Origin of the sequence: Niabella pedocola (assembly GCF_021044425.1) — a bacterium.
Taxonomy (GTDB): Bacteria; Bacteroidota; Bacteroidia; order Chitinophagales; family Chitinophagaceae; genus Niabella; species Niabella pedocola.
The window spans coordinates 2,579,809-2,598,328 of the sequence record NZ_JAJNEC010000005.1 but is presented as its reverse complement, the minus strand read 5'-3'; the positions used below and the strand labels follow the sequence as shown (position 1 = coordinate 2,598,328).

The following is an 18,520-nucleotide window of genomic DNA, read 5'->3' as shown; positions in this document are numbered from 1 at the left end:
ATGGACGATGAAGCGTTGGATAAACTCTTTCGCGACGCAGCCAGCCGCTTTCAGCCTCCGGATGCCCCGGAAGGAGCATGGGATGACTTTTATAAAACAAAAATGCTTCCCGCCGGAGAAAGTGCCAGCCAACGCCGGCCCCTGATCCTGCGCCGCTCCTGGCAACTGGCCGCCGCCTGCCTGTTGCTGGCCATAGCGGGTATGCTATGGATGCTTCAACGGCAGCCGTTACCAGGACTTGCCGGAAGCCCTTCCGCCGCAGGCATCGTCTCAGGTATTATTAAAGATGTACCCCTCCCATCCGGAACCACGCAGTTGCCGGCCGTGCTAAGTCCGGATGATGCGGGAAACGTTCTTCGCTCTTTGAATGCAATTACAACAGGCTCCGAGCCCCTGCTTCCGGGAAAGGAATACACCCCCCTGGTGCATAATGGCCGGGCGTTTTCTGATATTCCCAAAAAGGCAGGGGCAGAACAGGAACACCATCCGGCCGATACGCTCCAGCGGAAACCTTATTTTTCACTGCGGGATAAACCGGCAGGCGAGCGGCAGGCACTCCCCGGGAACTATAATCCGTTCCTGGCGGAAACATCCCCGGCCAGGCCTGCAAACAACCGCTGGCAGGTAGGGCTTATAGCCGGCTCCAACCTGGGCATGGTGCGGGGCGACGTATCCAAAAAACCGGGCTTAAATGCCGGGCTGCTGGTGCAGCGGAAACTGGGGCAGTCGCGCTTTTCGGTAGAGTCGGGTGTGGTATATGAATCCATGACCTACGATGTGAACAACGCCGATTTCAATCCAAACGGCAACCCGGTATCTTCCAGGGTTTCCAATATCGAAGGCTCCTGTACCATGATTGACGTACCCGTAAACGTCCGTTATGATGTGGTAGCCTCCAAAAAGAACAAAGCATTTGTAAGTACGGGCGTATCCCCAACAGTGATCGTAAAACAGAGTTATATCTACGATCTTGACCGGGGCGATGGACCGGTGCCTATAAACCGGGATGTATCCGGTAAAGGAAAAAGCGTTTATGCGGTAGCCAACCTTTCCATCGGTTACGAACAAAAATGGGAGCATGTATCCGTGCAGATTGCTCCTTATGTAAAAATCCCGATGGGTGAGATCGGGTATGGTAACCTGAGTTTGGGCGGTGTGGGTACACAGATCTCCATTAAAAAAGATTTGTAATGCAGTAGCAAACAAACATATAATCCTCTTATTCAATTTAAATCTGTCATCATGAAAAAAAAGAACCTTTTTTCTACAGGAATCCTATTGCTCTTTATTGCCCTTACAGCTGTTAATTGCGGCGGTGATAAAAAAGACTCCGTTGATAATCTCCCTCCACAGGGAAATGATTGTTCCAGTATACAGGCCAAATTTACCGCGAATGTGCTGCCCATCATCCAGAGCCGCTGTGCTACCAATTCCGGTTGCCACGGAAGCGGCAGTACCAACGGACCGGGAGAGCTGATTACTTACGCCCAGATATCTTCAAAGGGTTCCGCAATCAATGATGCTGCGGTGGTTAACAGCCGCATGCCGAAAACGGGAGGAGCACTTACCGCCGATCAAAAGGCTACATTAAGATGCTGGATCTCCTCCGGAACTCCTAACAACTAAATGCAGTAAAATGACCACCTGGAAAAAAATTGCAATAGCAGTGGTGCTCCTTGTTGTAACGGCTGTTCTGTATGGATTGTATTTGTATAATAAGAAACCACAGAATATTAAACAGGCCGATTCGCAATTTGAAATTACCGCCTCCGGTTTAACTACGGCCTTTAATACAGACGAGTCAGCCGCCACAAAGCAATATGTAGACAAGGTTGTTTCCGTAAGCGGCAACATCAAGGACGTAAAAATAGAGCAGGGAGGTACTGCTACGGTTTTTTTAGACAGCGGGGATCCTATGACTTCGGTAACCTGCAGTTTTTATGATACCGAAGCCGCAGCTGTAAAAAAACTGAAAAGCGGCCAACAGGTTACTATTAAAGGCGTATGTACCGGCAAGCTCATGGATGTGGTCCTTAACAAATGCAGTATCGTTCAATAAAACCCTTATCATGAAAAAAACAGCCCTTGCGCTTTGTATGCTGCTGGTGTTGGCAAAAGCAGGACTTGCGCAGAAATATTTTACAAAAAACGGTACCGTTTCGTTTGAAGCCGGAACCGCCCTGGAAGACATCATTGCCACCAATAAGACAGCGGCCAGCGTACTGGACGCCGCAACCGGGCAAATAGAATTTGCGGTGCTGATAAAAGGCTTTGAATTTCGCCGGGCCCTGATGCAGGAACATTTCAACGAAAATTATATGGAGAGCAGCAAATACCCCAAGGCGGTATTTAAAGGTAAGATCGTAAACCTGACGCCGGCGCTCTTTCAAAAACCAGGCAACTACCCGGTAACCGTAAAAGGCGTCCTTGAGATCCACGGCGTAAAGAAAGAGATCACCACTTCCGGATCGTTAGCCATTTCCGGAACAACGGTTCAGGCCCTGGCAAAATTTCCGGTCACCATTGCCGATTACAAAATTGCGATCCCCGGAATCGTGAGCGACAAAATTGCCAAAACCGCGATGGTGTCGGTCAACTGTAATTACGCTGTTTTAAAATAACAATCCAACGCACAAACCCAATTACTATGAAGTTTTTAACAACAATTTGCTTGCTCCTCATTGCTCCGGTTATCTGGGCACAGGAAGCGGATCTGCTTAGCCTGGTCGATTCAGGCGGACAAAAGGAATATGTGACCGGGGCCTTTAAATCGAGCCGTGTGATCAATGGCCATTCCGTCGAATTTATCGGAAAAAATGTGCTGGACGTGCGCATCCTGCACCGGTTTGGAAGGATCAGCGACGGCATCGGGGAGTTTTTCGGGCTCGATCAGGCAGCCATGCGCATGGGATTTGACTATGGTCTTGGAAAGAACCTTACCATTGGTGTCGGTCGCAGTACGGCAGAAAAAGAGCTGGATGGTTTTATCAAATACCGGCCCATACAACAAGCTACGGGCGGTAAAGGCGCATCACCGGTTTCCGTAGTACTGGCGGCCGGGGCGGCGCTTACTACGCAAAAATTTGCTGCCGATGCAAAATTCACCGATACAAAACACCGGATGGCCTATTATAGTGAGGTGATCATCGGCCGGAAATTTACGGAAGCCTTCAGCCTCCAGGTGTCGCCCACCTATGTACACCGGAACCTGGTTGCCAGCCAAACAGATGACAATGACACGTATGCGGTAGGGATCGGCGGCCGGCTGAAACTTTCGAAAAGAGTGGCTTTTGTAGCCGATTATCATTATGTGGTTTCCGGCTTAAACAAGGATCTCTATAAAAACCCCTTATCGCTTGGCTTTGATATTGAAACCGGTGGACACGTATTCCAGCTCCATTTCTCCAATGCCACGGGCATGAATGAAAAAGCCTTTATCACCAATACCACCGACAGCTGGGGCAGCGGAGAAATACGCTTTGGATTTAACCTGTCGCGGGTCTTCACCATCGGAAAAAAGAAAAACACCCCCGGTTCTTAATCCACCCCGTTTCTTAAAACCCTAAAACAAAAAAATTATGCACTCTTATTCTTACACACATCCATGGAAGCGGATCCTTATTCCCGGCTTCATTGCATTTATTGTTTTGCTGGCGGCCGGAAGTTGCTCCAGCGATGATAGTTATACTCCCCCGGCGCCAGTGATGCAGGTGAAACTGGCCACGAATACCACACTTGGAGACTACCTGGTAGATAAAGACGGTCGTACGCTTTACTTTTTTGCCAATGACTCCGCCACTGTAAATACCTGCGTTTCCGCAGGCTGTAAGGCCCTGTGGCCTACTTTTTTTGCTGGCATCAACGCCCAAACACTTGGAAAGGGGTTGGATATCAACGATTTTGACACTATCGGCACGGGTGCCTCCATGCAGTTGGCTTATAAAGGACGGCCCTTATATTATTATGCGCCTGTTACCAACGGCACCAATACGCCCGAGGCTGCCGGCCAGGTTTTGGGAGAAGGCGTGGGCAATAACTGGTTTGTGGCAAAACCCGACTACACCATCACGCTTACCAACGCACAATTAGTAGGTGCCAATGGCAGTAAATACGACTCTGCACTAAACGTGATCACAGATTACAAAAAAACCCGCTACCTGACCGACGCGCGCGGCATAACCTTGTATGCATTTACCAACGACAAAAATGGCACCAGCAGCTGTACCGGGGGGTGCGCCACTACCTGGCCGGTTTATGTAATGGACAAAATCGTTGTTCCCTCCTACCTGGAGAAGGCAAAATTTACCGTGATCACCCATCCTTCCGGAAGCAAACAGCTCGCTTATAATGGCTGGCCCCTTTATTATTATGTGTCAGATAACATGACCATGGGGCTCAATAAAGGCGTATCTGTTGCCTATCCCAAATGGCCGGTAGTGGTAAGAAGCAGGGACGTAGCTCCTGCACCATAGACAATTACGCTGAGGTTCGATAGGTTTATATGAAAGCCGTCTTCTAAAAAAATTGAGGGCGGCTTTATTCATTTTAGCCACGAGGCAGTGCGCCGGAAATTGGTAAATTGCGGCGTGACAGACAAAAATTACCCGAAGTAGCCTAAAATTCCAAAAAATACACCACACGCAATAGACTATATATAATAATGGTAGTAGGTCTTGTCCTTCATCTTCAATATTTTATCGGGGCAGCAGGGTGCTGCCCCTTACCGGCCTAAGCGGGATGGCGTCTCTTTTCTCCATATCAACCACCTCATCCCAACAAAAAAGCGGTAAACCGTCTCAAGGACCATATTGATGTGAGCGAACCGGAACAGTTCAAAAAAATCCCGGAAACCGAATCCGGTTACCGCTAAAAACTTTAAATACCCGCTCGTAAATTCCCTTTTTTATCCATTTCAGCCTTATCTTTGCCGCAAATTTCAGAGCAGTATGGGTTTTAAATGGTTCAAATCCTTTATGGTAGCGGCTTTAGGCCTTTTTTTAGTGTCTTCGGCACAATCCGTTTTTGCACAACATGAGGAGCATGCAGCGGGTGCTGCCACTGAAGAAAAATTTAATCCCGGTGAAGCCATCCTGCACCACATTGCCGATGCGCATGAGTGGCATTTTTTCTCTCTGAAAAACGCAGATGGTACTGAATTTCATGGTACTATTCCCCTGCCGGTGATCCTTTATTCCCCCCAGCGCGGATTTAGCACGTTTATGTCTTCTGCCTTTCATCATGGAACAGAAGCCCATAACGGGTACAAGCTGGAGCACGGCAAGGTAGTAGCGGTAGACGAAGCAGGAACCCCGGATGAAACCGTTAAAGTATATGATTTCTCTATGACCAAGAACGTGGTACAGATGCTGATTGCGCTCATTGTACTGGTTTGGCTGCTTACTGCAATGGCTAAGAAATACAAAACCGGCCAGGGCGTTACCTCAGCTCCCAAAGGCATGCAAAATGCCATTGAGCCGGTAATCACTTTTGTACGGGATGATGTAGCCAAGCCCAACCTGGGACCTAAGTACCAGAAGTTCCTGCCTTATTTATTAACGATTTTCTTCTTTATCCTGATCAACAATATTTTCGGATTACTGCCTGGCGCTGCCAACGTAACCGGAAACATCGCCTTTACGGCCATGCTGGGAATCATTTCCTTCTTTGTGATCCTGTTTAATACAAATGGTCATTACTGGCAGCATATTTTCTGGTTTCCGGGTGTACCCCTGCCAGTGAAACTGCTGATGATGCCCGTGGAGCTGCTGGGTGTTTTTACCAAGCCTTTTGCCCTCATCATCCGTTTGTTTGCCAATATGACAGCAGGACACATCATCATCCTGAGTTTTGTAAGCTTAATTTTCATTTTTACCGAAATGTCGAAAACAGCCGGTGTACTGTTCACCCCGGTTTCGATTGCCTTTGCGGTATTCATTTATTTAATTGAAATTCTGGTAGCGTTTATCCAGGCATATATCTTCACCAATCTTACCGCTGTATTCATTGGCGGCGCTATTGGTGATCATCACTATGAAGAAGATATCGTTACCCATCATTAATACGTTTTTATTTTAAATCAACTATAAAATCAGAGTCATGAGTTTAATGAACACTTTGTTGGAAGTAAGCGGAAGCTGGTCTCACTTTGGTGGTGCCGTAGGCGCTGGCCTTGCTGCAATCGGTGCTGGTATCGGTATCGGTCAAATTGGTAAAGGCGCTACTGAAGGTATCGCCCGTCAGCCTGAAGCTGCTAACGACATCCGTGGCGCTATGATCTTAACTGCTGCGTTTATCGAGGGTGTTGCCCTGTTTGCGGTAATCGCCGGTTTATTGGCCGTACTGAAGTAAGATCAGCGTTCACAAACAAAACATTACTGTACCCGGCGCAAAGGGCAATGGGTACAGTAAATTTAAAAAAATTATTCGTTTCGGGCCCCGAAGATTCGGGGGGAAGTTTTTAGTTTGAGGTGCAAACGTCAGACAAGAAACCAAAAACAATAAATAGATCAAAATGGAATTATTAACTCCCAATCTCGGTTATTTTGTATGGGCACTGGTTGCCTTCATTGTAGTATTTCTTATACTGAAAAAGTTTGCCTGGAAGCCCATCATCAAATCCTTAAATGAGCGGGAACAAAATATAGCCGGCGCCATTGCTTCTGCTGAAAAAGTAAAAGCAGAAATGGCCCAGTTGCAAAACGAGAACGAAGCGTTGCTGGCAAAAGCACGTGAAGAGCGGGCCCAACTGCTGAAAGAAGCACGCGAAACAAAAGATAAGATCGTTAACGAAGCCAAGGAACAAGCGAAAGCGGAAGCCAGCAAAATCATTGCCGATGCCCAGCAGGCCATCAACGCACAAAAAATGGCGGCCCTTACCGATGTGAAGAACGAAGTGGGTAAAATGGTGATCGAGGTAAGCGAAAAAGTACTGAAGCAACAACTGGCAGGTCAGGACAAACAGGAAGAATATATCAACAGCCTGGTTCACTCTATCAAACTGAACTAAACCGGTTCCGGAATCGTTTTACATTTCACATTATATCGTTATTCTACATTTAAGTTATGCCCAATCCTCGTTTAGCCTCCAGATATGCAAAAGCCCTGTTAGACCTGGCAAAAGAAAAAGACCAGGTGGCAGCTGTATTTGCTGATGTACAGTGGCTGCAGGCGGTATGCAAAGAAAGCAGGGACTTTGTTAACCTGCTGCGCAGTCCCATTATCAAGGCCGATAAGAAAAAGAGCATTGTAAACGCCATTACCGGCAACCATATCGGGAGCCTTACCAAAGGCTTTGCCAACCTGCTGGTTTCAAAAAACCGGGAAGCCATCCTTCCGGAGATCCTGCCGGCTTTTATTGAGCAATATAAAGTGCTGAACAATATTCATACGGTAAAGTTAACTACAGCGGTTCCGGTTAGTGATGCAGTAAAAGCCAATATCATTGAGCAGGTGAAACAGGCATCTGGCCAGCAGCGTATTGAGCTGGAAGCTACAGTGAATCCCGATATTATTGGTGGATTTGTGCTGGAAATGGGTGATAAGATGGTAGACGCCAGCATCAGCTATGACCTGAAGGCGATCGCCAAGCAGTTTAAGAATAATGACTTTATTTATAAGGTGCGGTAAGCATCCCTCTTAAAAATAATAACGCCCTGTTCCAAAAGAACGGGGCTTTTCTTTTGGACTTTAGCCGCTACTGAAAAAAGCACCAGCGGCTTATGATCCAGGCAGCACCCCCCGATAGCAATCAAAGTGCTTATACGTTCCCGTATGTTACAATTGAATATAAATAAAACATCATATCTTTGTTTGTAACCACAATGCACAATAGCAGCTGTCGTTATATCGTTTGATTTTTTATGATCACCAAACTAAAAGTATGAAAAGTACATTTCCCTTATTGTTCACTCTTCTATTTTGTTTATCCTGCAGTAAATCAGAAAAAGAAACAGCGCCCAAGCCTGAACTTTCAAAAAAAGTCGGTTATCAGGCAAAACCAAGCCTGCTTTTGCCCGAATCCGGAAGCACAACAAACACCGCTTTATTAGATGGACAGTGGAGCATCAATTATATAGCCGGAGAAAAATTCATTTACCATCCAAACTATATTGCCATCTCTAATTCAGGAAGCGATATAGCAGCCCGGGCCGGATGTAATTACATGTTGGTACGCTTTACACTTTTAAACGGTTCATTGCAACCGTTCCATACCCAAATGTCAGCACTAGGGTGTATGGGAAATGCGGACAATGACAAAGCATTGTGGGAAGCCATGCGAAAGCTCAGACACTATGCTGTAAGCAACTCAGGGATCTGGCTGAAAGACAGCCTGGGAAATGTACTGATCTTTGCCCAAAGGCAATAACAGGTATGGTAGTTACTGCAACTGCTCCAAATACTCTATCCGCTCTTCCGGTAATAATAAATGGGTTTGTATCCCCAGCTCCTGTGCCGTAGGCAGGTTGGGAAAACTATCGTCAACGAACAGTGTTTCAGAAGCCTCAATGCCGGCATCTTTCAATACAAAAGCATAAGTATCAGCATCCGGTTTCCGGCGTTTGATATCATGGGAGTAATAGGCCTTTTTGAAAAAAGACTCCAGCGAGGGATACGCCGTTTCTTCCTTCAGCGTTTTTGAAAAATGATCATAATGGATCTGGTTGGTGTTGCTAAGCAAAAACAGGTTGTATTTGCTGCCAAGCGGCACCAAAAAATCAAGGCTGGGTTTGCGGTAATCCAGCAGCATGGCATTCCAGGCATGCTCCAGCTGCGCATCCGGAATGGGCTTTCCTAACAGCTCCCGGAGTCCCTCATAAAATGCCGGGGCAGCAATCAGGCCCTTCTCCAGCTCCTGGAAGATCGGTGCGGCCGTATATTGTGAAAACTTATCTTCAAAATCGTCAAAACCCAGGGCCTTAAATGCGGCAAAAGATCTTTTAAAATCGAGGTTCAGTAATACACCCCCAAAATCAAAAATTACATTTTTAATCATGGTTCAAAGATAGGCCGGGGAAAGAATAAGAAATATAGAATGTAAAATAATAAATTTTAAAACCGGGTCCGGCACACAACAAATCGCCGTTTTAAAAGCCGTGGAGAACTTAAAGTCTGCGCAACGCAGGGCAATTTGTGATACCTCGGTATTATTCCTTCATTTTTACACTGCACATTCGCATATTACCGCCTTATCACATTAAATTTGCCGCCTAACAAAAAATTATGGCTACAACAAAAATTACAGTAAACAATAACGGTTCATTGCGGATCGAAGGCGATTTTGAAATTGTAGATAAGGAAGGTAATCCTTACGACCTGGGCGGAAGAACCGTGGTATCCCTTTGCCGTTGCGGAAAATCGGTGAATAAACCGTTTTGCGATGGCAGCCATAAAGGACACTTTGAGCATGAGGCCGTTGCCTTTGCCCTGCCCCCCAAAAAAACGGATTAAGCCCGGGGCGCCTAATTTTGCAATATGTATACCTTAAAAAAATCATTGGGTCAGCATTTCCTGAAAGATGATAATATCTGCAGGAAAATTGTAGACGCCGTTGCCGGCGAAAAACCAGCGCAACTCCTGGAAGTAGGACCCGGTGGTGGGGCCATTACCCGTTACCTGGTGCAGCTGCCGGAAGTGTCGTTCAAGGCCGTTGAGCTGGACGCCGAAAAAGTACAATACCTCGCTGCTACATACCCGGACCTAAAGGATAAAATCATTCATGAAAGCATCCTGGATACAGCAGCCCCTTTTGAAGGCAGTTTTCATATAGTAGGTAATTTCCCGTATAATATTTCCACACAGATCCTTTTTAAGATCCTCGATTGGAAAGAACAGGTTCCGGTCATTACCGGCATGTTTCAAAAAGAAGTGGCACAACGGGTGGCCGCCGCACCTGGTTCAAAAATTTACGGGGTCATCAGCGTATTGATGCAGGCGTTTTATGAAGTAGATTACCTGTTCGATGTAAGTGAGCAATCCTTTAACCCGCCCCCCAAAGTAAAAAGCGGGGTGATCCGGCTCCGCAGAAAGGAAACAACAGTACCCAAAAAGTCAGACAGAGCGTTTACCGTACTGGTGAAAACGGCATTCAATCAGAGAAGGAAAACATTACGCAACGCCGTAAAATCCCTGTTCGATGAAGCGGCGCTCAAAGACGATATCTTTAATAAACGCGCCGAACAGTTATCGGTCAGCGATTTTGCCACGCTCAGTTTTAAAATGAAATAACCGCCCGGGGTTTTATTTACATTTATCTTAAAAAATATCGATGAAAGAAAAAGTGATCATTACAGGAAACGCGCATCCCATACTGCAGGAAACCCTTGCTGAAAAAGGATTTGAGGTAGCCTACCTGCCCAAAATCACCTATGAGGAACTGATGGCACAGGCACAGGATATTACCGGCCTGGTATTAACAACCCGCATTACTGTAGATAAAGCGCTGATCGATGCGGCCCCTTCCCTTAAATGGATCGGGCGTTTGGGAAGCGGCATGGAACTGATTGATGTACCCTATGCCCAAAGCAAGAACATTCTTTGTGCCAGCAGTCCCGAAGGGAATCGCAATGCCGTTGCCGAACAAAGCCTGGGCATGCTGCTCATGCTGCTCAACAAAATGAACATTGCCGTTCCCGAAGTAAAACAACTTATCTGGAAACGGGAAGAGAACCGGGGTACCGAACTTACCGGAAAAACCGTGGGCATTATCGGTTATGGCAATACCGGCTGGGCCTTTGCACGCCTGTTACAACCCTTTAATGTAACCGTACTGGCCTACGATAAATTCAAGAATGATTTTGCACATGATCATGTAAAAGAAGCCTCGCTGGAACAGGTTTGCCGCTACTCCGATGTCATCAGTTTTAATGTGCCGCTCACTTCTGATACCAGGGGCATGCTGACATTGGAGCTGATGCAAAGCATGCAGCAAAAACCCGTTATCCTTAACGCCAGCCGGGGTAAGGTCATTCATTTGCCCACCCTGTCTGAAGGTCTTAAACAGGGATTGATTTCCGGCGCCTGCCTGGACGTGTTGGAAAACGAAAAACTCGATACCTATACCCCTGAAGAAAAAGAAACCTTACAATGGCTTCTGGATCAACCGAATGTAATCATTACCCCGCATATTGCCGGGTACAGTCATGAGGCGTTTTTAAAAATGGCTACAGTTCTGTTAAAAAAGCTGGGTATAAAGGAATTGTAATCCTTTTTAATTATATTTGTTTATATAGGTAATGCAACGCTTCAGTAACGTCTGAGGCGTTGTTATTTTTTTCTGTTTATTCTAAAGTAACGCATATGACGATACAATATGTAACAAAGGAAACATTAGAGCAAATGAAGGAAGAGCTGCAGCACATGAAGGGTGTGGAGCGGCCGGCAGCCAGCAAGGCCATTGCCGAAGCACGTGAAAAAGGAGACCTGAAAGAAAATGCAGAGTATGATGCCGCCAAGGAGGCCCAGGGCATCCTGGAAGCCAAGATTGCAGCATTAGAGGGAGCATTGGCCAGTGCCCGGGTGTTAGATGAATCTACGATTGATACAAGTAAAGTATCCATTCTCACCAAAGTAAAACTCACCAATCTCAAAACAAAAAAGCAAGTCATTTACCAACTCGTAAGCGAGCAGGAAGCTGATTTAAAAGCCGGAAAAATATCCATCACCTCACCCATCGGAAAAGGTATCCTGGGCAAAGAGCCCGGTGATGTAGCCGATGTATTGGCCCCGGCCGGTGTGATCCAGTTTAAAATTGAAGAAATTTCGATATAGTTTTTTAGCCTGCTGCGGTGCATGTCCGGGCTTTTCTTGTGTCACTCACTTGTACAGCAGTACTACTATCCGCTTTTAAGCCGCTCCGGTTCAACCGGGGTGGTTTTTTTTGTAGCTTTGAACAACGGGTTCGAGCCGGTGCGCTCGGCCTCAAACTAAAGGAACTTCAAACAATTCATCATAAATCATCTTGGCATGACCATTTTTTCAAAAATCATCGCTGGTGAAATTCCATCCTACAAAATTGCAGAAAGCGATAAATTCATTGCGTTCCTCGACATTATGCCCCTGCGCAGAGGCCATACCCTGGTAGTGCCTAAGATTGAAGTAGACAAATTGTTTGATGTACCCGATGACTATCTTTCGGAATTGTTGGTATTTGCAAAACCGGTTGCAAAAGCCATTGAAAAAAGTTTCGATTGCAACCGCTGTGGACTGAGCGTGATAGGCATTGAAGTCCCGCATGCGCATGTGCACCTGATTCCGCTCAATGATGCCAGCGATGTTAATTTTTTACAACCCAAGCTAACATTAGCTCCCGAAGAAATGAAGGCCGTACAGGAACTGATCGTATCTAATTTATAACAGGCAACAATAGTCGATTGTTCCGGGTTCCCTACAGTACACCCGGAACATGATCTTTTAGGGTTAACCAACAGGTTTCATTTTTGCCGTAAAATGCCGTAACAACGGCGCCTCATAAACGATCTCATACCCCTTCAGTTGCTGCCTTTTTTTAAATACATCAATGATAATTTCGGCTACATAGTCAATATGACTTTGTGTGTACACACGGCGGGGCACCGCCAGGCGTACCAGCTCCATCTGCGCAGGAACCAGCTTGCCGTCTGCTGCATATTTTCCAAACATCAGGGAACCGATCTCCACACTGCGGATGCCGCCTTCTAAATATAACGCGTTACTTAGTGCCAGGCCCGGATACTGATGTAACGGTACCTGTGGCAGAAAAGCCTTTGCATCCAGGTATACGGCATGCCCCCCCACCGGTTTTACAAAAGGAATGCCCTCGGCTTCCAGTTGTTCCCCGATGTACTCCATACTGCGGATGCGGTATTTGAGGTAGTGTTCATCCACAATCTCTTCCAGCCCCACCGCAATGGCCTCCAGGTCGCGCCCCGCAAGCCCTCCGTACGTAGGAAAGCCCTCGGTAATCACCAGCAGGTTCCGGCATTCCTGGGTTAAGGCATCGTCGTTCAGCGCCAGGAAGCCCCCGATATTGGCAAACGCATCTTTTTTGGCGCTCATGGTACACCCATCCGCGTAAGAAAAAAGTTCGTTGGCAATGTCCAGCATTGTTTTGGAAGCATACCCCTCCTCCCGTTGTTTTATAAAATAGCAGTTCTCTGCAAACCGGCAGGCATCAATAAAAAAAGCAATCCCGTATTTTTTGCAGATACCGCTTGCCCTTCGGATATTGTCCATACTCACCGGCTGCCCGCCACCGGAATTGTTGGTTGTAGTAATGATGCACATCGCGATCTGTGCGGCGCCCTTTTCCCGGATCGTGGCTTCCAGTGCCACCAGGTCGATATTGCCTTTAAAGGGCGCCACCGCGGCCGGCTGCCGCCCCTCCTCTGTCAGCAGGTCGATCCCCTCTGCGCCCGAAAACTCAATATTTGCCCGGGTGGTATCAAAAAGGGTATTACTTAAGAAGTACTTGCCCCCGCCCCCGGTAATGGTAAACAGGATCTTCTCCGATGCCCTTCCCTGGTGGGTGGGAATGATGTTTTTCATCCCGGTGATCTTTTTAACCGCCGCTTCAAAGCGATAAAAACTGCTGCTGCCGGCATAGGATTCGTCCCCTTCCATCATGGCCGCCCATTGCCGGCTGCTCATGGCCGAAGTGCCGCTGTCGGTAAGCAGATCGATCAGTACATCATCTGCATGGATCAAAAAAGGATTATAAAAGGCTTGCGCTAAAATACCGGCACGTTGTGCCTTTGTGGTGAACCGCAGCGGTTCCACCGACTTAATACGGAAGGGTTCAATAATGGTGGTTGCCATACACTGTTTTTGGGAATGATCAATAAAAAATGAAAGATGCAATACATGGAAGCACCCCAAAACAGGCAATGCTCCCCGCAGGAATGCGGAGCGCTAAGTAGGACTTTTTATTACTTTTTGCCAAAGTGGAAGCATACACAATATTAGGAAAATTCCTGTAAAAAAAAAGACCCGTTATGTTTTTAAAACCTAACGGGTCTGCCCAACTTAAAACGATTCATCGGCACTGGGGCCATAGCTGCCCGGAATGGGAATATCCAGCAGGCGCAGAAACACCCCTAACTGTGCACGGTGATGAATGGTTTGGTTGATGCTCATCCGTACTACATCCAGTTTAGGGTTTACACCATAAATGGCATCGCCTTCGCGGAGCGTCCAGTTATCATCCAGTTTCTTTTCATTTTCAGGATCGTTCAGGTACTTACCCGCTTTTTCCACTTCTCTTTCAAAAATATCCAGCAACTCCTTCCGGTCTTTTACTACGGTTGGTTGGTAAGGAAATGCAGCAAAATCCAGTTCTGATGTATCAAACACCATTGCCGGCCAGCCGGGCAACTCGGCAATATGAATGGTCAGTTGCATGAGGCTCATACTTTTGGGGTGTGGCTTCCAGTCCCATTTATCTTCAGGGATAATGTTCAGGAATTTCCTTGTAGTTAGTACTTCATTTTCAAAATCCTTTTTTAAAATTTCTAATCTTGTCATGATTTGATGTTTATTGGAGTTAAAAAATAATCTTCAGATTGTTTGCTTATCATCTACGGCAGCCGTTCTGCTTCATATCCATGGTATAAGACACAGTTCCGGACCAGTGCTACATCTATTGCTTGCGGGGCTTCTACACGCAGTATGTGATCACAATCCTCCAGGTCAAAATTCACTTTTGCCTGCGCCAAAAGCCCCTCCAGGCATTTCACCAGTTTTGCCGCTACGGGCCGGTTGAGTACATTGGTTTTAAAAATTTCTATGGACGTTTTCATCATCATATAAAGGGCTTTCCCGCCTTTGATACAAAGTAAAACACAGCGGGTGACAGCTGTATGTCAGGAGTTTTTATTGATTCTTTATACTAAAAAAATTTGAACGATACCGGCTCAAACAGCGCATTGCTGCTTGCCGTTTTCAGAAGAAGGACACCTGGAAGACGATCAGTTTTTTGGGGAATGAAGTGTTATGATTAACGGGCAGGATGTATGCACTGCAGCCAAACTGAGCGTAGCAAGGAAGCTGCCACCTGCACGGTAGCCGGCTACATAATCCGGCTACTTCTTTATCTTATCCGGGTTCTTCTTTATAAAGTCTTCCCAGCCTTTAAAGCCGGCAGAGATTTTTACCGGGCTGCTGATCTGGTAGTGATGGCAGAGGGCCACGGCCAGCGCATCCGTGGCATCAAAATATTCCGGGGCTTCTTTTAAAGAAAGGATCTGCTGCAGCATTTTCCATACCTGCTCCTTGGCTGCGTTCCCATTACCGGTTACGGCCTGCTTTATTTTCCGGGGCGAATATTCCGTAACGGGAATATTAAAATGCATGGCCGCGGCAATGGCCACCCCCTGCGCCCGTCCCAGTTTGAGCATACTTTGCACGTTCTTGCCAAAAAAAGGAGCCTCAATCGCAAACTCATGTGGCTGGTATATCCGGATCAGTTCGGTCACTTTCTCATGGATCCGGCTCAGCCGCTCATAACCATCCAGCCGGGCAGAAAATTTTATGGCATGCATTTCGCGCATCTGTATGCGTTGACGGGTACATTCAATAATGCTGTAACCCATAATGACTGTACCGGGATCAATACCGAGGATTATTTTGGTGGCTGTTTGCAAAGGGGATGCTATTTTTACAAGGATTCATGAAGATCAACAAAAATATCAAAATATTCTTCAATTATTTTTTAGGTCCGCTGCTGTTTATCTGGTTATGCTGGTCTATTTATAACCAGGTAAGCCGGCAGGAAGGCTTAACCGAGTCCTGGACGCAGATCAAAGCCTCGCTGAACAGCTCAAAGATCATGTACCTGTTGGCTGTGATCGTTTTAATGGCGGTTAACTGGATGGTGGAGGCCTGTAAATGGCGCCTGGCGGTTAAAAGCGTACAGCAGTTATCCTTTATCCGTGCGTTAAAAGCTACTTTATCAGGTGTTTCCTTTTCTGTTTCCACCCCCAACAGCATCGGCGATTATGTGGGACGGGTTTTGTATATCGATGAAGGCAAACGTATTAAGGCGGCAACGCTTACCGTGGTCAGCAATATCAGTCAGTTGCTGGTTACCGTGTGGATGGGCCTTTTATCCCTTTATTTCTTAAAAGAACCGATCGTTACGGCGCGCATCATTTCGGTTTTATGGTTTGATGCCCTGTTTTATATTGTGGCATTCTGTGCCCTGCTGCTGCTGCTTTTTTATTTCCGCATTTCCTGGATGGCAAAATGGATCAGCCGTATTCCTTCCGGCAAAAAATTTTCCTGGTCGATAGAAGCCCTGAAGCATTTTAATGCAACGGTACTGCTCCGATTATTGTCTTTATCTGTAACACGGTTTTTTATCTTTATATTGCAATATTTTTTACTATTTCAGTTGTTTGAAGTAACGGTTTCTTTTTGGCAGGCCTGGACGGGAGTAAGTGTATTATTTTTGATCCTGGCCATTATTCCAACGATTGCGCTTTTTACAGATCTGAGCGTACGGGGGAGTTTGAGCCTGACAATATTAGGATTATTTAACGCTAATCAATTGGGTATTAGCTTAACTTCGGCAAGCATTTGGTTAATTAACCTGGTTATACCGGCACTGATCGGAAGTGTGCTGGTACTGGGTATTAAAAGCATATTTAAAAGCAAAAATGAAAACGCTTAGTTTATTTCTGGTTCCGTTCTTTATGTTCGTTGCGGATGGTAACAAAAAGGCGGCTGCCCCTGCCACACCTGAAGCAGTTGCTGCACCTGCCTGTTCCATTCCCAATACGGCCTTCCAGGCTGGTGAAAAAGTAGGGTTTACGGTTGGCTATAGCGTGGCCGGCGCCTTTGTACCGGCAGGCACGGGATCCTTTTTTACAACCCTGGAAAAAATGAACGGCCGCACCGTATACCATATCACAGGCACCGGCCGCACGCTTTCATCTTACGAGTGGGCCTATAAGGCCTACGATACCTATGAAACGTACGTGGACGTGGAAACCTTTCAGCCGCTGCGGTTCATCCGCAACATCAATGAGGGTGGTTATAAAAAATACCAGAATGTAAGCTTTAACAAGTCGGCCAATACCGCTATCAGCAATGAAGGCGTATTTAAAGTGCCGGCCTGTGTGCATGATGTGGTTAGCTCTGTATTTTATGCGCGTAATGTAGACTATAACAGCCTGAAACCCGGTGATAAGGTACCCTTCAGTGTGTTTTTAGATAACGAGATCTTCGGTATGTATATCCGGTATATGGGTAAAGAAACCATTACCACCAAGTATGGCAAGTTCAAAGCCATAAAGATCAAACCGCTTACCATTAAGGGAACTATTTTTGAGGGAGGGGAAAAAATGACGGTTTGGATAACCGATGATGCCAACCGGGTTCCCATCCGCGTGGAAAGCCCCATTATTGTAGGTAAGGTGAAGATTGAAATGACCAGCTTTGACGGACTTAAAAACCCGATGACCGCACTGGTGAAGAAGAATTAAGCCATCAGCATTTTGTTCAAGGTTCTGGTTCAATGTTTCACGTTAGATCCTCTTTACTCGTGGGTCCATTGGCCATTCATCATTAGCTATTGACCATTTCCAATCTGCAAATTCACCCCAAAAGGCGCTAAAGCTCACTCAACTTAAAGAACTGATCCGGCCGGATGCCTCTCTCTGTTTGTTTTAAGGTACAACATTCCTGTTGCGGGTCGTGCTCAAAAAACAACACATACTCCCTTTCCAGTGCTTCCTGTAAAAAGGCTTCTTTTTCCGTCATGGTTATCAGCGGGCGGGTATCATATGCCATCACATAAGGCAGGGGAATATGTCCCGGAGAAGGCAGCAGATCGGCCATAAATACAATCGATTTTCCTTTATACTGCACCTGGGGCAACATCATCGCTTCGGTATGCCCATTGGCAAAACGGATATCCACCTGCTCCAGGAACGGTGCCAGCGCCAGGCCCTTTCCGGCCTCTTCCCTATCCGAAATAAATTTCAACTGCCCACTTTCCTGTATGGGAAGAATGTTCTCCTTCAGAAATGAAGCCTTTTCTCTCGGGTTGGGATGTATCGCCCATTCCCAATGCGCTTCATTACTCCAGTAAACAGCGTTCTTAAAGGCCGGCACCAACTGTTCGCCGGCTTTTTTTATGGCACCTCCGCAATGATCAAAGTGCAGATGCGTTAAAAATACATCAGTGATATCCTCCCGGTTAAAACCATATTGCGCCAGCGATCGATCCAGGTCATCATCTCCATGGAGGTAATAATAGCTGAAGAACTTTTCATTTTGCTTATCGCCCATCCCACAATCCACCAATACCAACCGGTTCTCTGTTTCTATCAGTAAGCTGCGGGTGGCCCAGCTGCACATATTATTTTCATCCGCCGGGTTTAACCGGTTCCAGATGCTTTTGGGTACTACCCCAAACATGGCACCGCCGTCTAACTTGAAATGTCCGCAATTGATTGTGTATAGGTTCATGGTCAGATTTGAGATTTCAGAATCGAGATTTCAGATTTCAGAATTGAGATTTGAGATTTGATGGCTAATCGCTAAC

At 46.5% G+C, this 18,520-nt stretch carries 24 protein-coding genes; 18 read left to right on the top strand and 6 right to left on the bottom strand.

Annotated features, from left to right (window positions below):
• The 11 genes from LQ567_RS18250 (at position 1) to LQ567_RS18200 (ending at position 8,365) form a co-directional block, all read left to right on the top strand.
• Positions 1-1,191, top strand: a complete 1,191-nt coding sequence (locus LQ567_RS18250; protein ID WP_231006940.1) for an outer membrane beta-barrel protein — start codon at positions 1-3, stop codon at positions 1,189-1,191.
• Positions 1,192-1,242: 51 nt separating this feature from the next.
• Positions 1,243-1,626, top strand: coding sequence for a hypothetical protein (locus LQ567_RS18245; RefSeq protein WP_231006939.1), 384 nt, complete (start codon positions 1,243-1,245; stop codon positions 1,624-1,626).
• Positions 1,627-1,636: 10 nt separating this feature from the next.
• Complete coding sequence (locus LQ567_RS18240; protein ID WP_231006938.1) at positions 1,637-2,059, top strand: OB-fold putative lipoprotein; 423 nt, start codon at positions 1,637-1,639, stop codon at positions 2,057-2,059.
• Positions 2,060-2,069: 10 nt separating this feature from the next.
• A complete protein-coding gene (locus LQ567_RS18235; RefSeq protein ID WP_231006937.1) occupies positions 2,070-2,621 on the top strand; it encodes a YceI family protein in 552 nt (183 codons plus the stop codon).
• Between the two features lie 26 nt (positions 2,622-2,647).
• Complete coding sequence (locus LQ567_RS18230; protein ID WP_231006936.1) at positions 2,648-3,541, top strand: DUF5777 family beta-barrel protein; 894 nt, start codon at positions 2,648-2,650, stop codon at positions 3,539-3,541.
• A gap of 37 nt (positions 3,542-3,578) precedes the next feature.
• Positions 3,579-4,472: a hypothetical protein gene (locus LQ567_RS18225; RefSeq protein WP_231006935.1), complete on the top strand. Its 894-nt coding sequence runs from the start codon at positions 3,579-3,581 to the stop codon at positions 4,470-4,472.
• Between the two features lie 474 nt (positions 4,473-4,946).
• Positions 4,947-6,059, top strand: a complete 1,113-nt coding sequence (gene atpB, locus LQ567_RS18220) for a F0F1 ATP synthase subunit A (RefSeq protein WP_231006934.1) — start codon at positions 4,947-4,949, stop codon at positions 6,057-6,059.
• Between the two features lie 37 nt (positions 6,060-6,096).
• Entirely contained in the window at positions 6,097-6,348 is a 252-nt protein-coding gene (atpE, locus tag LQ567_RS18215) for an ATP synthase F0 subunit C (RefSeq protein WP_067761131.1), read from the top strand.
• Between the two features lie 163 nt (positions 6,349-6,511).
• Complete coding sequence (gene atpF / locus LQ567_RS18210; RefSeq protein ID WP_231006933.1) at positions 6,512-7,006, top strand: F0F1 ATP synthase subunit B; 495 nt, start codon at positions 6,512-6,514, stop codon at positions 7,004-7,006.
• A 56-nt stretch (positions 7,007-7,062) separates the two neighbouring features.
• Complete coding sequence (gene atpH, locus LQ567_RS18205) at positions 7,063-7,626, top strand: ATP synthase F1 subunit delta (RefSeq protein ID WP_231006932.1); 564 nt, start codon at positions 7,063-7,065, stop codon at positions 7,624-7,626.
• A gap of 253 nt (positions 7,627-7,879) precedes the next feature.
• A complete protein-coding gene (locus LQ567_RS18200; protein ID WP_231006931.1) occupies positions 7,880-8,365 on the top strand; it encodes an META domain-containing protein in 486 nt (161 codons plus the stop codon).
• A 12-nt stretch (positions 8,366-8,377) separates the two neighbouring features.
• On the opposite strand, the gene LQ567_RS18195 is transcribed toward LQ567_RS18200, so the two are convergent.
• Complete coding sequence (locus tag LQ567_RS18195) at positions 8,378-8,992, bottom strand: HAD family hydrolase (RefSeq protein ID WP_231006930.1); 615 nt, start codon at positions 8,990-8,992, stop codon at positions 8,378-8,380.
• Between the two features lie 227 nt (positions 8,993-9,219).
• Here LQ567_RS18195 and LQ567_RS18190 point away from each other — a divergent pair, with 227 nt between their 5' ends.
• The 5 genes from LQ567_RS18190 to LQ567_RS18170 all read left to right on the top strand — a co-directional run bounded on the left by LQ567_RS18190 (position 9,220) and on the right by LQ567_RS18170 (position 12,351).
• A complete protein-coding gene (locus LQ567_RS18190; RefSeq protein ID WP_231006929.1) occupies positions 9,220-9,447 on the top strand; it encodes a CDGSH iron-sulfur domain-containing protein in 228 nt (75 codons plus the stop codon).
• 24 nt (positions 9,448-9,471) lie between these two features.
• Positions 9,472-10,224 (top strand): 16S rRNA (adenine(1518)-N(6)/adenine(1519)-N(6))-dimethyltransferase RsmA, encoded by a 753-nt coding sequence (rsmA, locus tag LQ567_RS18185; protein WP_231006928.1) that lies wholly within the window; start codon positions 9,472-9,474, stop codon positions 10,222-10,224.
• Positions 10,225-10,264: 40 nt separating this feature from the next.
• Positions 10,265-11,200 carry an NAD(P)-dependent oxidoreductase gene (locus tag LQ567_RS18180; protein ID WP_231006927.1) on the top strand — a complete coding sequence of 312 codons (936 nt, stop codon included), beginning with the start codon at positions 10,265-10,267 and terminating at the stop codon, positions 11,198-11,200.
• 95 nt (positions 11,201-11,295) lie between these two features.
• Positions 11,296-11,766: a transcription elongation factor GreA gene (gene greA / locus LQ567_RS18175; protein WP_231006926.1), complete on the top strand. Its 471-nt coding sequence runs from the start codon at positions 11,296-11,298 to the stop codon at positions 11,764-11,766.
• Positions 11,767-11,961: 195 nt separating this feature from the next.
• Entirely contained in the window at positions 11,962-12,351 is a 390-nt protein-coding gene (locus LQ567_RS18170) for an HIT family protein (protein WP_231006925.1), read from the top strand.
• 63 nt (positions 12,352-12,414) lie between these two features.
• On the opposite strand, the gene LQ567_RS18165 is transcribed toward LQ567_RS18170, so the two are convergent.
• The 4 genes from LQ567_RS18165 to ruvC all read right to left on the bottom strand — a co-directional run bounded on the left by LQ567_RS18165 (position 12,415) and on the right by ruvC (position 15,614).
• Entirely contained in the window at positions 12,415-13,791 is a 1,377-nt protein-coding gene (locus tag LQ567_RS18165; protein ID WP_231006924.1) for a tryptophanase, read from the bottom strand.
• 207 nt (positions 13,792-13,998) lie between these two features.
• Positions 13,999-14,496 (bottom strand): DinB family protein, encoded by a 498-nt coding sequence (locus tag LQ567_RS18160; protein WP_231006923.1) that lies wholly within the window; start codon positions 14,494-14,496, stop codon positions 13,999-14,001.
• A 53-nt stretch (positions 14,497-14,549) separates the two neighbouring features.
• Positions 14,550-14,777 (bottom strand): hypothetical protein, encoded by a 228-nt coding sequence (locus LQ567_RS18155; protein ID WP_231006922.1) that lies wholly within the window; start codon positions 14,775-14,777, stop codon positions 14,550-14,552.
• Positions 14,778-15,053: 276 nt separating this feature from the next.
• The gene (gene ruvC, locus LQ567_RS18150) at positions 15,054-15,614 is read right to left on the bottom strand and encodes a crossover junction endodeoxyribonuclease RuvC (RefSeq protein ID WP_231006921.1); all 561 of its coding nucleotides are present in this window, start codon (positions 15,612-15,614) and stop codon (positions 15,054-15,056) included.
• Between the two features lie 26 nt (positions 15,615-15,640).
• Here ruvC and LQ567_RS18145 point away from each other — a divergent pair, with 26 nt between their 5' ends.
• Together LQ567_RS18145 and LQ567_RS18140 are read left to right on the top strand one after the other, a co-directional pair.
• Complete coding sequence (locus LQ567_RS18145) at positions 15,641-16,642, top strand: lysylphosphatidylglycerol synthase domain-containing protein (protein ID WP_231006920.1); 1,002 nt, start codon at positions 15,641-15,643, stop codon at positions 16,640-16,642.
• Entirely contained in the window at positions 16,629-17,456 is an 828-nt protein-coding gene (locus tag LQ567_RS18140; protein WP_231006919.1) for a DUF3108 domain-containing protein, read from the top strand. Before LQ567_RS18145 ends, LQ567_RS18140 begins: the two co-directional genes overlap by 14 nt.
• Positions 17,457-17,583: 127 nt before the next feature.
• On the opposite strand, the gene LQ567_RS18135 is transcribed toward LQ567_RS18140, so the two are convergent.
• Positions 17,584-18,444 (bottom strand): MBL fold metallo-hydrolase, encoded by an 861-nt coding sequence (locus tag LQ567_RS18135; RefSeq protein ID WP_231006918.1) that lies wholly within the window; start codon positions 18,442-18,444, stop codon positions 17,584-17,586.
• Positions 18,445-18,520 lie beyond the last annotated feature (76 nt).